This is a genomic window from Flavobacterium channae (assembly GCF_021172165.1).
GTDB classification, from domain to species: domain Bacteria; phylum Bacteroidota; class Bacteroidia; order Flavobacteriales; family Flavobacteriaceae; genus Flavobacterium; species Flavobacterium channae.
Genome location: NZ_CP089096.1, coordinates 848,353 through 866,607 on the forward strand (window position 1 = coordinate 848,353; position 18,255 = coordinate 866,607).

The window sequence follows — 18,255 nt, forward strand, 5'->3', positions numbered from 1 at the left end:
ATGAAGAAATTACTATTATTACTTGTTTTATTTGGTTTTACAACTACAATAGCTCAAGTAACATCACCTACTTGTGATTCAGCTCAGGCGATGTGTTCTGGAAATCAAGGACCTTTTAATAATGTTACCGGTACTCCAAGTTTTGGAAATTTAGGTTGTCTAGGAAGCACACCTAATCCTGCATGGTTTTACTTACAAGTAGGTACTTCAGGTAATATTGATATGACATTATTTCAAACATCAAATGCTAGTGGAAATGGTATTGATGTTGATTTTATCATGTGGGGACCATTCAATACATTGAATAACATATGTAACAACTTGGCACTTTATTCTCCTGGTTATACAGGACCTAATAATGTTGTAGATTGTAGTTATTCGGCTTCTGCAACAGAGCAAGTTAATATTGCTGGTGCAGTTGCTGGTCAATATTATATGTTGTTAGTTACCAATTTTTCTGGTCAAGCAGGAACTTATACTTTGAATCAGACTGGTGGTACAGGTGGTCTTAGTTGTAGTATTGTTTGTGGTGTAACTTTAGGTCCTGATAGAATTTTATGTGGGTCTGCTACAAATGTAACTTTAACTGCTAATTTTTTACAAGCGCCATCAGCTGCTGGTTCTCCAGTATATTCTTGGTTTTTAGATGGTGTATTTCAATATACAACAACAACTAATACAACTACTGTAACTCAGAATGGGGTATGGAGTGTGAGTGTTACACGACCTGGTTGTTCAGATATTGCAACGGATGATGTTTTGGTAAATATTGTTGGAGCAGTACCTTATAATGATATTGGGCCTTTTTCAAGTCCAGCAGGTGAGTGTGATCCAATATTTGATTTGACGGAATACTTAGATGATTTGGTTGCGCCAAATGATCCTTCGAGTTTTACATTTGAATTTACTGATGGTATGACTGGTAATGTTATTACTGACCCAGCGAATTATACTACTAACGATGATACGACAATTATTGTTCTTATATCAGCAGGATCTTGTCAGGAATTAACAACTTTTGATTTATTTGTAGATTGTGTTCCAGCAACTTGTGATATCGATTTAACATCAGCTGCTAATACGGCTAATCAATCAATATGTTTAAATAACGCTATTGTAGATATTGTTTATACAGCTACAGGTGATGCAACAGATGCTAGTGTGACAGGTTTACCATTAGGGTTGTCTGCAGTTTATAATTCTGGGGTATTTACCATTAGTGGAACTCCAACAGAAACTGGAACTTTTAATTATACAGTTGAAACAATTGGTTGTACTCCTAATTTATCTTTAAGTGGTACTATTACAATTAATCCTAACCCTGTTTTTAATTCTTTAACTGCAAATGGACCTATTTGTGTAGGTGCTGATGCAATTTTTGATTTATCAGGTACATCTGGAGCAACTGTTCTTTATACAATAGGTTCGGGTCCAGTACAGATTTTAATTTTAGATGGTTCAGGAAATGGAACAGTTACTGTTGCTGGTGCAACTTCAGATGTAACTATTTTATTAAGTGAAATTGAAATTGGAAATTGTGAACTTGCGTTAACAAATACAGCAACTGTTACAGTTTCGCCTACTCCAGCAGTCCCAACTATCACTACTACACCTCCAACATGTTCGACAGATGGTTTTAGTGAAATTACTAATTATGATGGTACAGTAACTTATACCTTTACTCCAGCAGGGCCAACTGTAGGAGCAGGAGGTTTAATATCTGGAATGACATTTGGAACTTCTTATACTGTTACGGCTGGTAATGCAACTTGTACTTCAGTAGCTTCGGCCTCATTTACAAACGTTGCTACATTATCTGTTCCAGCGGTTCCAACAATTAGTGTTGATGCAGCTTCTTGTTCAGTAGATGGAGGTGCTACAATTACAAATTATGATAATACATTAATATATACATTTACTCCAGCGGGACCAACAGTGGGAGCTGGTGGGGTAATTTCCGGAATGACATTTGGTACAAGTTATGTAGTTAATGCTAGAAATGGAAGTTGTTCTTCTGTAGATTCAGCTTCATTCAGTGTTGATGCAATGTTGATTACTCCGGCAGTACCAACAATTTCGACAACTGCACCAACATGTTCGGCTGACGGTTTTAGTGAAATCACTAATTACGATGCTACAGCTACTTATACCTTTACTCCAGCAGGACCAACAGTGGGAGCAGGAGGATTAATTTCGGGAATGATATTTGGTACTTCTTATACAGTTACATCTGGAAATGGAACATGTACATCTGTAGATTCTGCATCATTTAGTAATGCGGCTACATTAGCTGTTCCGGCAGTGCCAACAATTGCAATAACTGCACCAACTTGTTCAGCCGATGGATTTGCTACTATTACCAATTATAATGCAGCTTTAAACTATACTTTTACACCTACTGGTCCAACAGTAAGTGCAACAGGAACAGTTTCAGGAATGACATTTGGTACAAGTTATGTTGTTAATGCTGGAAATGGAAGTTGTTCTTCTGTAGATTCAGCATCGTTTACTGTTGATGTAATGTTGGTTACTCCAGCAGTCCCAACCATTTCGACAACAGCACCAACATGTTCGGCAGATGGTTTCAGTGAGATTACCAATTACAATGGGGCTTTAACATATACATTTACTCCAGCAGGACCAACAGTTGGAGCAGGAGGGTTGATTTCAGGAATGACATTTGGTACTTCTTATACTGTTACTTCAGGAGATGGGACATGTACATCTACGGATTCAGCTTCATTTAGTAATGCGGCTATGTTAGCTACACCAGCAGTACCAACATTTAGTGTTACAGCACCAACGTGTTCGGCAGATGGCTTTGCGACAATTACAAATTACGATAATACATTAACATATACTTTTACACCAGCAGGTCCAACAGTTGGAGCGGGTGGATTAGTTTCAGGAATGACATTTGGAACAAGTTATGTGGTTAATGCATCAAATGGAAGTTGTTCTTCTGCGGATACAGCATCATTTACAGTAAACTCAATGTTGGTTACTCCAGCAGTGCCGACTATTGCTACAACAGCGCCAACATGTTCAGCAGATGGTTTTAGTACTATTTCAAATTATGATGGTACAGCAACTTATACTTTTTCTCCAGCAGGACCAACAGTTGGAGCGGGAGGATTGATTTCAGGAATGACAGTTGGAACATCATATACAGTAACTGCAGGAAACGGAAGTTGTACTTCAGTGGCTTCAGCATCATTTAGCAATGCAGCTATGTTAGCTACACCAGCAGTACCAACATTCAGTGTAACAGCACCAACATGTTCAGCTGATGGGTTTGCAACGATTACCAATTATAATGCAGGTTTAACCTATAACTTTACTCCAGCAGGACCAACAGTTGGAGCAGGAGGATTGGTTTCGGGAATGACATTTGGAACAAGTTATGTGGTTAATGCTGGAAATGGAAGTTGTTCTTCTGCGGATACAGCGTCGTTTTCAGTAAACTCTATGTTGGTTACTCCAGCAGTACCGACTATTACTTCAACAGCACCAACATGTTCAGCGGATGGTTTCAGTACTATTTCAAATTATGACGGTACAGTAACCTATACTTTCACCCCAGCAGGACCAACAGTTGGAGCAGGAGGATTGATTTCAGGAATGACAGTTGGAACATCATATACAGTTACAGCGGGTAATGGAAGTTGTACTTCAGTGGCTTCAGCATCATTTAGCAATGCAGCTATGTTAGCTACACCAGCAGTACCAACAGTTAGTGTTACGGCACCAACGTGTTCAGCAAATGGTTTTGCAACAATTACCAATTATAATGCAGGTTTAACCTATACTTTTACTCCGGCAGGCCCAACAGTAGGAGCAGGAGGATTAGTTTCAGGAGTAACATTTGGAACATCATATACAGTAACTGCAGGAAACGGAAGTTGTACTTCAGCACAATCAGCATCGTTTACAGTAAATTCAATGTTGGTTACTCCAGCTGTTCCAACAGTTAGTGTTACAGCACCAACATGTTCTGCAAATGGCTTTGCAACGATTACCAATTACAATGCAGCTTTAACATATACTTTTGCTCCAGTAGGACCAACAGTAGGGGCTGGAGGATTGATTTCAGGAATGACAGTTGGAACATCATATACAGTTACAGCAGGTAATGGAAGTTGTACTTCAGCGCAATCAGCACCATTTACGATTTCGGGAGTTTTAGCTATACCAGCAGTACCAACAGTTAGTGTAACACCACCAACGTGTATGGCGAATGGTTTTGCTACGATTACCAATTATAATGCAGGTTTAACCTATACTTTTACTCCAGCAGGCCCAACAGTGGGAGCGGGAGGATTGATCTCAGGGATGACTCTAGCAACATCTTATACAGTTACGACAGGTAATGGAAGTTGTACTTCAGCACAATCATCATCGTTTAGTATATCACAACAATTGCCACAACCAACAATTGTAAGTGTTACTAATAATGGACCTATCTGTGTTAACGGAACAGCAACATTTACAATAAATGCAACGTCTAATACACAAGTAAGTTATAGTATTAATGGAAATGCACCACAAACAGTTGCAATTAATGCATCAGGAGTTGGAGTGGTTTCGGTTACAGGAGTTACAGGTAGTACTACATTGAGTACAATAAGCGTGTCGGATGGTATCTGCTCTTCAAATGTAGTTGTGAGTTCAACTGTTACGTTATATCCAAACACAACTATTGCATTAGTTTCTGCATCAGGAACTGATAATCAAACAAGATGTGCAGGAGTTACTATTGATCCAATTCAATATCAAGTAACAGGAACAGCAACAAATGTGGTAGTTACTGGTTTACCTACAGGTATTACTTCTAGTTATAATGCAGCTACAGGTTTGGTTACAATTTCTGGGTCTGCTAATAATGGAGGTGCTTATAATTATACAATTACTACTTCAGGAGGATGTAGTCCTCAGGCTGTAGCAAATGGTTCTGTAACGATAACAGGTCGTCCAGTATTGAGCTATACGGTAACTAATACAGTATGTGACGGAAGTACTTTAGATTTTGTACTAAGTAGTAATTTACCAGGTACAACCTATGTTTGGAGTGCAACAGTATCGAATATCACAGGAGATTATAATACTACTACAAGTGGTACAGAAGCTAATATTAATCAAGTAGCAACATTAAATAATCCAGAAGCTATTGGAAGCATAACAATGATTATTGTTCCAAATGCCAACGGATGTGATGGAACTCCTCAAACAGTTGTAATAACAGTAAACCCTAATCCAGTGGTTGAAACTGTTACAGTAACCGATGATTCTGTTTGTTCAGGGTCAAATGTACATGTGGAAATTACAGGTAACATTAGTGGTATTACCTACACTTGGACAGCATTTACAAGTGGTGTTAATGTTGTAGGAGGAACTACATCTGGAACAATAACAGCTACATCGGCTACAACAGGATTCGATTTGCAAGTAGTTACAAGTAATCCATTAGTTGCAGGAACGATTTATTTTGAAGTAAGTGCAATTCGCAACGGATGTCCTGCATTATTAATTAAACAAAGTAATATTGTAACGGTTAATCCAAATCCAGGCTTACCAATTCCTTCACCAATCAAGACAATTTGTAGTGGAGAAGGAGCAGATTTACGAGTTGATGTTTCACCGCTTATTGCAGGAACTGAGTTAACATGGCAAGTATTGACAGAATTTGGTGTTTCAGGAGCAGCTGACGGAACAGGAGTGGCACCAGTTACAATAAATGATATTTTAACAACTACAACAAACGCACAAGGATATGTTATTTACCGAGTTCGTTCGAGTTTAGGAGATTGTCAAGGAGGTTATACAGACTTTAGAGTAAATGTAAATCCGTCACCACGACCAGTATTAGCTGATAGCAATATTTGTATCACAGCATCAGGAGAGGTATATCAAACGTATACATTAAATACAGGGTTGAATGATGCAGATTATGATTTTGAATGGTTTGATACAAATGGTGATCCAATTCCAGGAGAAACAAGTTCAACTTTAGTAGTAGATGCTGCAGGAACGTATAGTGTAATAGCTACAAACTGGTTAACAGGATGTTCTTCAGATCCAATGTTAGGTTCGGCAACAGCAACAGTAAACCAAACAATGCCAGCAACAACAATGGCGGTGATTCAAAGTGAATACTTTAGTGATAATGCTACTATAACGATAACAGTACCAGATGGAACAGGAACATTATTGTATCAGTTAGATGAAGGATCATTCCAATCATCAAATGTATTTACAGGAGTAAGTGCAGGAGAGCATACAGTAACCGTTATCGATTCAGAAGGATGTACCTATATGACTGAAGTAGTAATGATAATTGATTATCCAAACTACTTCACGCCAAATGGAGATGGTATCAACGATACATGGAACATAACAGGATTGAATCAAGCAGATGCTAAATTGTACATTTTTGACCGTTATGGTAAATTATTAAAACAATTAAGTGCAACAACAGATAGTCAAGGTTGGGATGGAACATATAATCAAGAATTGTTACCAGCAACCGATTATTGGTTCTCATTAGATTACACAGAAAATGGAGTCGCTAAACAATTTAAAGCGCATTTTTCGATGAAACGATAATTTTTACGATTAATATTTTTTAAAAACCACCTTGTTTAAGGTGGTTTTTTTGTTAAAAAAGCATTTTAAAAGTTATTTGTTTGTTTATAATTATGGTCTTTTCTGAGTTTTTTAAATATTTTTAAAATATTATAGTTAATTATTTGAAAATTAAAAAAATATTTCAATATTTGTTTATTAACAAAACTTTAATAATTAGTTACTTTTTTTAACAAAAAAGGTTCTAAGAAGTTTGTTGTTGCAAAATGAAATCAACCAAAAACAAATATATATGAAATTTCTCTTAACGATTTTTTTTACTTTTCTTTCTTTTTTTCTTTCAGCTCAAGAGAAGAAAAATACAGCTTCTAATTCAAAAGATAGCAGTGTTAAAGACACAAAAGATATTATTGTTGTTTCTAAATCTAATAGTAGTGATTCCAATAAGATTAATAAAGTGATGGATAAAAAGAATTATCCTGATAATGTTAAAACAGCACCTGAAGAATTTTATATTATAAATGATAAACCAGTTGATAGGGTTACTTATTTAAAATATCTAAGAGCGAATAAAAAATAATATATCTAATATTAAAAATTACGAATATGGGATTTAAAAAATACTTAGCTATAGTTATATTATTTATATTTGGTAATGTACAAAACATATTTGCTCAGCCTTCTAATGATGCTTGTTCAAGTGCTATTCCAATTACAGTAACAAATGGTTCTTGTTCTTCTATACTTTATACAAATGTAGGTGCGACAACAGTGGGCTCTGATCCAGCTCCAGCATGTTGGAGTCCTACAACAAGAAGTCATACGGTTTGGTTTTCATTTGTTGCCACTACTGCAGACATTGAATTGTCTACTAACTTTGGAGGAACATTAGCTAATACACAGATAGCAGTCTATAGTGGTACTTGTGGTTCTTTAACTCAATTGGCTTGTCAAGAAGATGTTAACACAACAGGCGGTTTGTTACACACAAATGTTATATTACATGGTTTAACTATTGGAAATACTTATTATGCAATGGTTGATGGGAATGGTAATAATACTGGGACTTTTGGAATTTGTGCACAAGAGACTTTGCCAGTTGCTCCTCCATCTCCAATTCAAGATTGTGATACAGCACAATTTTTATGTAATACAAATAATGTTTCAATACCAAACGGTACTGGAGGACCGGGCTTAGTCCAAACAAATCCATCATGTTTTGGTTCGCCTGGAGAGCGTGCTGCGTGGTGGTATTCGTTTACTGTTGCAACTTCAGGGACATTGAATTTTACAATTACACCTAATGGATCTGTAGATTATGATTTTGCTGTTTACAATGTAACTACTGGTTGTCCTGGTACAGAGCTAGTATGTAATTGGGATGCGACAACTGGAGCTACTGGGTTATGTGGTGCAGCGGTCGGCTGTGAAAATACAATAACTGTTACTGCAGGTCAAACATATGCTATATTAGTAGATAGGTATACGGCATCTTCAAATTTTGGTTTTGTGATGAATTTTGCAGGTACAACAGCAACATTTACAAGTCCATCACCAACTTTTACATCAAGTGGTGCGTGTGTAGGTCAAGCTACAAATTTTACAAATACTACAAACGGAAGTAATACTTATAGTTGGAACTTTGGAGATGGATTTACATCAAATTTAGAAAATCCGTCACATACTTATGCTGCTGCAGGTACATATAATGTAACTTTATTAGTTACTACTGTTCCTGGAGGTTGTCAAAATCAAGTGACAATCCCTGTAACGGTTAATCCTATTCCGACTGTTAATGCAGGCGCTGATACGTCTACATGTTCAGGAGCTTGTGTTAGTTTGTCTGGATCTACAAATGCTACTGGTTATACTGGTCCTCTTTCATTTTCAAATTCAACTTCATATGCAATTCCAGATAATAGTACAACAGGTGTTAATTCCCCTATAAATGTTTCAGGTGTTTTTCCTGTAACTATTGGAGCTGGTTCTATCGCTTCAGTTTGTATTAATTTGGATCATGGATGGGATTCAGATTTAGATATTTTTTTAAGATGTCCAGATGGTACTTTGTTGGAGTTGTCAACTGATAATGGTGGTTCGGGCTCTAATTACACAAGTACATGTTTTACACCTGTTGCTACTAATGTAATTGGTTCGGCTGGAAACACAACAGCTCCATTTACAGGTAATTATGCTCCAGAGCAAGCTTTTTCTACATTGAATGGTTGTACGGCAAATGGTACGTGGCAGCTATTTGTTCAGGATGATACAATGTTTGTTTCTGGTTCAATAACAGGATGGACAATTACATTTAATAATTCATATCCACCATTTGTTTGGTCGCCTACTACAGCGATGACTGGAGCTAATACTTTAACACCATCTGTTTGTCCAACATCCACTACAACTTATACATTAACGGCTTATGGAGCTGGAGGGTGTGTAGTGACAGATACTGTATTAGTAACTGTAACATCAGGACCAACTTTAACATTAACATCAGCTGCAGCAACAACAAATCAATCTGTATGTGCTAATTCAGCAATCACGAACATTACATATGCTGTTGCAGGTGGAGCTACGGGTGCTACCGTTGTAGGCTTACCTGCTGGAGTTACTGGTTCTTATGCAGCTGGAGTATTCACGATATCTGGAACTCCAACAACATCAGGTACATATAATTATACCGTTACAACTACTGGAGGGGGATGTACTGCAGCTACAGCGACTGGTGTTATTAATGTAAATACTGCCCCAGTTTTAATAAATATTACATCAACAACTCCTATTTGTTCTGGAAACAATGCTGTATATACACTTACAGGAACCCCTAATGCAATTATTACCTATAATATAAATGGTGGTGCATCACAAACTATAACGTTAAGTGCTACTGGAACTGCAACTGTTACAGTTTCTTCTGTAGTTGCAAATACTACATTGAATGCAACTAATGTTGCTACTGCAGGTACTACTGTTACAGGTAATGGATTATCGGCTTCTGGGGGAGTTAATCCAGGAAATGCTACAGGAGCTATTTCTGCTTTGGGAGCCGCTGCTAATACAACAAATTGTGCTACAATTGATAATGCAAATAATACCCAAACAATAACATTGCAACATTTGGTTCCAGCAGGTACTGTAATAACCATTAGTATTGCTAGATCTAATAATCAAGGAAATGTTAATATTTCCGATGGAACAACCAATATTGGAGCTTTTAATGCAGGTCCTAATAATGCCTTACAACAAATTACGGTAATAACTACAGTAGCTACAAATACTATTACCATTACAAGAGTAAATGGAACTACTTGGATTGATGGAGTTCAATATACAATAACTTTACCAGGTTGTTCAACTCCGATTGCAATGTCAAATACAGTTACCGTTATTTCACAAAACACTATTGCATCAGGAACAAATCAAACAGTTTGTGTTAATAGTGCTATTACGAATATTACCTTAGCAACAACAGGAGCAACAGGAGCTACATTTACTGGATTACCAGCAGGTGTTACAGGTTCATGGGCAGGGAATGTTGTTACTATAAGTGGAACACCAACAGTAAGTGGTACGTTTAACTATACGGTAACTACAACAGGAGGCTGTCCACCAGCGACAACTACAGGAACAATTACTGTTACACCATTAAATACTATTGCAGCAGGAACAAATCAAACGGTTTGTGTTAATAGTGCTATTACGAATATTACCTTAGCAACAACAGGAGCAACAGGAGCTACATTTACTGGATTACCAGCAGGAGTTACTGGTTCATGGGCAGGTAATGTTGTAACGATAAGCGGAACACCAACAGTAAGTGGTACGTTTAACTATACGGTAACTACAACAGGAGGCTGTCCACCAGCGACAACTACAGGAACAATTACTGTTACACCATTAAACACTATTGCATCAGGAACAAATCAAACGGTTTGTATCAATAGCGCAATTACGAATATTACTTTAGCAACAACAGGAGCAACAGGAGCTACATTTACTGGCTTACCAACAGGTGTTACAGGTTCATGGGCAGGGAATGTTGTTACTATTAGCGGAACACCAACAGTAAGTGGTACATTTAACTATACAGTAACTACAACCGGAGGCTGTCCACCAGCGACAACTTCAGGAACAATCACAGTTACTCCATTGAATACGATTGCTGCTGGTACAAGTCAAACAGTTTGTATCAATAGTTCAATTACTACTATTTCATTAGCAACAACAGGAGCAACAGGAGCTACATTTACTGGCTTACCAGCAGGAGTTACAGGTTCATGGGCAGGGAATGTTGTTACTATTAGTGGAACACCAACAGTAAGTGGTACGTTTAACTATACAGTAACCACAACCGGAGGCTGTCCACCAGCGACAACTACAGGAACAATTACTGTTACCCCACAAAACACTATTGCAGCAGGAACAAATCAAACGGTTTGTATCAATAGCGCAATTACGAATATTACTTTAGCAACAACAGGAGCAACAGGAGCAACATTTACTGGCTTACCAACAGGTGTTACCGGTTCATGGGCAGGTAATGTTGTTACTATTAGTGGAACACCAACAGTAAGTGGTACGTTTAACTATACAGTAACTACAACCGGAGGCTGTCCACCAGCGACAACAACCGGAACAATTACTGTTACCCCACAAAACACTATTGCAGCGGGAACAAATCAAACGGTTTGTATCAATAGTGCTATTACGAATATTACCTTAGCAACAACCGGAGCAACAGGAGCTACATTTACTGGCTTACCAGCAGGAGTTACAGGTTCATGGGCGGGCAATGTTGTTACTATTAGTGGAACACCAACAGTAAGTGGTACGTTTAACTATACAGTGACTACAACCGGAGGCTGTCCACCAGCGACAACAACCGGAACAATTACTGTTACCCCACAAAACACTATTGCAGCGGGAACAAATCAAACAGTTTGTATCAATAGCGCAATTACGAATATTACCTTAGCAACAACAGGAGCTACAGGAGCTACATTTACTGGATTACCAGCAGGTGTTACAGGCTCATGGGCAGGGAATGTTGTTACTATTAGTGGAACACCAACAGTAAGTGGTACGTTTAACTATACAGTAACTACAACCGGAGGCTGTCCACCAGCGACAACAACCGGAACAATTACTGTTACCCCACAAAACACTATTGCAGCGGGAACAAATCAAACAGTTTGTATCAATAGCGCAATTACGAATATTACTTTAGCAACAACAGGAGCAACAGGAGCTACATTTACTGGCTTACCAGCAGGAGTTACAGGTTCATGGGCAGGGAATGTTGTTACTATTAGCGGAACACCAACAGTGAGTGGTACGTTTAACTATACAGTAACTACAACCGGAGGCTGTCCACCAGCGACAACAACAGGAATAATTACTGTTACCCCACAAAACACTATTGCAGCGGGAACAAATCAAACGGTTTGTATCAATAGCGCAATTACGAATATTACCTTAGCAACAACAGGAGCTACAGGAGCTACATTTACTGGATTACCAGCAGGTGTTACAGGCTCATGGGCAGGGAATGTTGTTACTATTAGCGGAACACCAACAGTGAGTGGTACATTTAACTATACAGTAACTACAACCGGAGGCTGTCCACCAGCGACAACAACCGGAACAATTACAGTTACCCCACAAAACACTATTGCAGCAGGAACAAGCCAGACAGTTTGTGTAGGTAATGCTATTACGAATATTACCTTAGCAACAACAGGAGCTACAGGAGCTATATTTACTGGCTTACCAGCAGGAGTTACAGGTTCATGGGCAGGGAATGTTGTTACTATTAGCGGAACACCAACAGTAAGTGGTACGTTTAACTATACAGTAACTACAACCGGAGGCTGTCCACCAGCGACAACCACAGGAACGATCACTGTTAATCCTACTGCTACACCAGTAACAGGTTTTAGTTATTCTACACCAGTTTGTATTAATGCAGCTAATCCTACACCAACTACAGTTCCTGGTTTTACAACAGGAGGTGTTTATAGTTCAACAGCAGGATTATCAATTAATAGTTCAACAGGGGAAATTAATTTGTCATTAAGTTCGGCAGGTACATATACTGTGACTTATTTTTATGGAGCAACATCATGTGGAGCGGCAGGAAGTAGTACTTTTAATATAACAATAACTCCATTACCTACTATTTCACTGACATCAGCTCCAGCTACAAATAATCAGACTATTTGTGTGAATTCAGCTGTGACTGCTATAACTTATTCAGTTTCGAATGCTACTGGAGCTACTGCTTCAGGGTTGCCAGCTGGTATTACAGGAAGTTTTTCATCTGGAACTTTTACCATCAGTGGAACACCAACAGTAAGCGGTACATTTAACTATACAGTTACTACAACAGGAGGTTGTTCGCCTGCTGCAACAGCAACAGGAACAATTACTGTTACTCCACAAAACACTATTGCAGCGGGAACAAATCAAACAGTTTGTATCAATAGTGCAATTACGAATATTACCTTAGCAACAACAGGAGCAACAGGAGCTACATTTACTGGCTTACCAGCAGGTGTTACAGGTTCATGGGCAGGGAATGTTGTTACTATTAGCGGAACACCAACAGTGAGCGGTACGTTTAACTATACAGTAACTACAACCGGAGGCTGTCCACCAGCGACAACAACCGGAACAATTACTGTTACCCCACAAAACACTATTGCAGCGGGAACAAATCAAACGGTTTGTATCAATAGCGCAATTACGAATATTACCTTAGCAACAACAGGAGCTACAGGAGCTACATTTACTGGCTTACCAGCAGGTGTTACAGGCTCATGGGCAGGGAATGTTGTAACTATTAGTGGAACACCAACAGTGAGTGGTACATTTAACTATACAGTAACTACAACCGGAGGCTGTCCACCAGCGACAACAACAGGAACAATTACTGTTACCCCACAAAACACTATTGCAGCGGGAACAAATCAAACAGTTTGTATCAACAGCGCAATTACGAATATTACCTTAGCAACAACAGGAGCTACAGGAGCTACATTTACTGGATTACCAGCAGGAGTTGCAGGTTCATGGGCAGGGAATGTTGTTACTATTAGCGGAACACCAACAGTGAGTGGTACGTTTAACTATACAGTAACTACAACCGGAGGCTGTCCACCAGCGACAACAACAGGAATAATTACTGTTACCCCACAAAACACTATTGCAGCGGGAACAAATCAAACGGTTTGTATCAATAGCGCAATTACGAATATTACCTTAGCAACAACAGGAGCTACAGGAGCTACATTTACTGGATTACCAGCAGGTGTTACAGGCTCATGGGCAGGGAATGTTGTAACTATTAGTGGAACACCAACAGTGAGTGGTACATTTAACTATACAGTAACTACAACCGGAGGCTGTCCACCAGCGACAACCACAGGAACAATTACTGTTACACCACAAAACACTATTGCAGCGGGAACAAATCAAACAGTTTGTATCAACAGCGCAATTACGAATATTACTTTAGCAACAACAGGAGCAACAGGAGCTACATTTACTGGCTTACCAACAGGTGTTACAGGTTCATGGGCAGGGAATGTTGTTACTATTAGCGGAACACCAACAGTAAGTGGTACATTTAACTATACAGTAACTACAACCGGAGGCTGTCCACCAGCGACAACTACAGGAACAATTACTGTTACACCATTAAATACTATTGCAGCAGGAACAAATCAAACGGTTTGTATCAATAGCGCAATTACGAATATTACCTTAGCAACAACAGGAGCAACAGGAGCTACATTTACTGGATTACCAGCAGGAGTTGCAGGTTCATGGGCAGGGAATGTTGTAACTATTAGCGGAACACCAACAGTGAGTGGTACGTTTAACTATACAGTAACTACAACCGGAGGCTGTCCACCAGCGACAACAACAGGAATAATTACTGTTACCCCACAAAACACTATTGCAGCGGGAACAAATCAAACGGTTTGTATCAATAGTGCAATTACGAATATTACCTTAGCAACAACAGGAGCTACAGGAGCTACATTTACTGGATTACCAGCAGGTGTTACAGGCTCATGGGCAGGGAATGTTGTAACTATTAGTGGAACACCAACAATGAGTGGTACATTTAACTATACAGTAACTACAACAGGAGGCTGTCCACCAGCGACAACAACAGGAACAATTACTGTTACCCCACAAAATACTATTGCAGCGGGAACAAATCAAACGGTTTGTATCAATAGCGCAATTACGAATATTACCTTAGCAACAACAGGAGCTACAGGAGCTACATTTACTGGCTTACCAGCAGGAGTTACAGGCTCATGGGCAGGGAATGTTGTTACTATTAGTGGAACACCAACAGTGAGTGGTACATTTAACTATACAGTAACTACAACAGGAGGCTGTCCACCAGCGACAACAACAGGAACAATTACTGTTACTCCACAAAACACTATTGCAGCGGGAACAAATCAAACGGTTTGTATCAATAGCGCAATTACGAATATTACCTTAGCAACAACAGGAGCTACAGGAGCTACATTTACTGGATTACCAGCAGGTGTTACAGGCTCATGGGCAGGGAATGTTGTTACGATTAGCGGAACACCAACAGTAAGTGGTACGTTTAACTATACGGTAACTACAACCGGAGGCTGTCCACCAGCGACAACCACAGGAACAATTACTGTTACCCCACAAAACACTATTGCAGCAGGGACAAATCAAACGGTTTGTATCAATAGCGCAATTACGAATATTACCTTAGCAACAACAGGAGCTACAGGAGCTACATTTACTGGATTACCAGCAGGTGTTACAGGCTCATGGGCAGGGAATGTTGTAACTATTAGTGGAACACCAACAGTGAGTGGTACATTTAACTATACAGTAACTACAACAGGAGGCTGTCCACCAGCGACAACAACAGGAACAATTACTGTTACCCCACAAAATACTATTGCAGCGGGAACAAATCAAACGGTTTGTATCAATAGCGCAATTACGAATATTACCTTAGCAACAACAGGAGCTACAGGAGCTACATTTACTGGCTTACCAGCAGGAGTTACAGGCTCATGGGCAGGGAATGTTGTTACTATTAGTGGAACACCAACAGTGAGTGGTACATTTAACTATACAGTAACTACAACAGGAGGCTGTCCACCAGCGACAACAACAGGAACAATTACTGTTACCCCACAAAACACTATTGCAGCGGGAACAAATCAAACGGTTTGTATCAATAGCGCAATTACGAATATTACCTTAGCAACAACAGGAGCTACAGGAGCTACATTTACTGGCTTACCAGCAGGAGTTACAGGCTCATGGGCAGGGAATGTTGTTACTATTAGTGGAACACCAACAGTGAGTGGTACATTTAACTATACAGTAACTACAACAGGAGGCTGTCCACCAGCGACAACAACAGGAACAATTACTGTTACCCCACAAAACACTATTGCAGCGGGAACAAATCAAACGGTTTGTATCAATAGCGCAATTACGAATATTACCTTAGCAACAACAGGAGCTACAGGAGCTACATTTACTGGATTACCAGCAGGAGTTACAGGTTCATGGGCGGGGAATGTTGTTACTATTAGCGGAACACCAACAGTGAGTGGTACGTTTAATTATACAGTAACTGCAACAGGAGGCTGTCCACTAGCGACAGCCACAGGAACAATTACTGTTAATACTCCAAATACTGCAACTATTAGTTATCCACAACCTCTTTACTGTGTTACGGAATCTCCAGTAGCTGTAGTATTAGCAGGAACAGGTAGTTATACAGGAGGTCAGTTTAGTGCAACACCTGCAGGATTATCTATTAATTCGAGTACAGGATTAGTTACACCAGCAGCTAGTACACCAGGTACTTATCAAGTTAATTATTTAGTGCCAAATAATGGAGCATGTTCATCTTTTACTGTATCGACTAGTATTACAATTACTCCAAGACCAGTTATAACAAATGTTGCATTTAGCTCAAATATTTGTGATGGAAGTAGTACTAATATCGTATTGAGTAGTAATGTGCCAGGCACAACCTATACTTGGAGTGCAACAGTATCTAATATTACAGGATCATATGTAACGAGTGGTACCGAAGCAGATATTAATCAGATTGCATCATTAAATAATCCAGAAACTATTGGAAATATTACAATGACAATAATTCCTTATGCTAATGGATGTGATGGAACACCAAGAACAATTGAAATAACTGTAAATCCTAATCCAGTAGTTGAAACTGTTACAGTAGCAGATGATTCAGTATGTTCAGGATCAAATGTACATGTAGAAATTACAGGTAACATTAGTGGTATTACCTACACTTGGACCGCAATCACAAATGGTGTTAATGTTGTAGGAGGAGCTACATCTGGAACAATAACAGCTACATCAACTACAACAGGATTCGATTTACAAGTAGTTACAAGTAATCCATTAGTTGCAGGAACAATTTATTTTGAAGTAAGTGCAATCCGCAATGGATGTGTTGGAAATACAATGCAAAGTGGAGTTATAACAGTTAATCCAAATCCAGGCTTGCCAATTCCTTCACCAATCAAAACAATTTGTAGTGGAGAAGGATCAGACTTGGTTGTTGATGTTTCACCACTTATTGCAGGAACTGAGTTAACATGGGAAGTTTTAACGATGTCGAATAATTTGATTGGAGCAGCGCCAGGAACAGGAGTAGCGCCAGTAACTATCAATGATATTTTAACAACTACAACAAATGCACAAGGATATGTTATTTATCGAGTTCGTTCGAGTTTAGGAGATTGTCAAGGAGGTTATACAGACTTTAGAGTAAATGTAAATCCAGCGCCACTACCAGTATTAGCTGATGGTAATATTTGTATCACAGCATCAGGAGAGGTATATCAAACCTATACATTAAATACAGGACTAAATGATACAGATTATGATTTTGAATGGTTTGATACAAATGGTGATCCAATTCCAGGAGAAACAAGTTCAACTTTAGTTGTAGATGCAGCAGGAACGTATAGTGTAATAGCAACGAATTGGTTAACGGGATGTTCATCAGATCCTTTATTACCAAGTGCAACTGCAACGGTAAAAGAGACAATGCCAGCAACAACAATGACGGTGATTCAAAGTGAGTACTTTAGTGATAATGCTACTATAACGATAACAGTACCAGATGGAACAGGAACATTATTGTATCAATTAGATGAAGGGTCGTTCCAATCATCAAATGTATTTACAGGAGTAAGTGCAGGAGAGCATACAGTAACCGTTATCGATTCAGAGGGATGTACGTATATGACTGAAGTAGTAATGATAATTGATTATCCAAACTACTTTACACCAAATGGAGATGGTATCAACGACACATGGAATATCATTGGATTGAATCAACCAGATGCTAAATTGTACATTTTTGACCGTTATGGTAAACTATTAAAACAATTAAGTGCAACAACAGATAGTCAAGGTTGGGATGGAACATATAATCAAGAATTGTTACCAGCAACCGATTATTGGTTCTCATTAGATTATACAGAAAATGGAGTGGCTAAACAATTTAAAGCGCACTTCTCATTGTTGAGATAATTAATTTAAAAGTAAGGTAGCCTTCGGGTTACCTTACTTAATAAAACAAAAAAGAGCTCAAAT

General features: G+C 38.8%; 3 protein-coding genes. All 3 read left to right on the top strand.

Annotation, left to right across the window (positions count from 1 at the left end; translation table 11 throughout):
* The 3 genes from LOS89_RS03685 (at position 1) to LOS89_RS03695 (ending at position 18,192) form a co-directional block, all read left to right on the top strand.
* Positions 1-6,603, top strand: coding sequence for a T9SS type B sorting domain-containing protein (locus LOS89_RS03685; protein ID WP_231836482.1), 6,603 nt, complete (start codon positions 1-3; stop codon positions 6,601-6,603).
* Between the two features lie 271 nt (positions 6,604-6,874).
* Positions 6,875-7,162 (top strand): hypothetical protein, encoded by a 288-nt coding sequence (locus LOS89_RS03690; protein WP_231836484.1) that lies wholly within the window; start codon positions 6,875-6,877, stop codon positions 7,160-7,162.
* 26 nt (positions 7,163-7,188) lie between these two features.
* Positions 7,189-18,192: a T9SS type B sorting domain-containing protein gene (locus LOS89_RS03695; protein WP_231836486.1), complete on the top strand. Its 11,004-nt coding sequence runs from the start codon at positions 7,189-7,191 to the stop codon at positions 18,190-18,192.
* The last annotated feature ends 63 nt before the right edge of the window (positions 18,193-18,255 follow it).

Excerpts from the sequence above, each read along its gene's own strand:
- LOS89_RS03685 (WP_231836482.1), top strand. The coding sequence starts at position 1 with ATGAAGAAATTACTATTATTACTTGTTTTATTTGGTTTTACAACTACA.
- LOS89_RS03690 (WP_231836484.1), top strand. The coding sequence starts at position 6,875 with ATGAAATTTCTCTTAACGATTTTTTTTACTTTTCTTTCTTTTTTTCTT.
- LOS89_RS03695 (WP_231836486.1), top strand. The coding sequence starts at position 7,189 with ATGGGATTTAAAAAATACTTAGCTATAGTTATATTATTTATATTTGGT.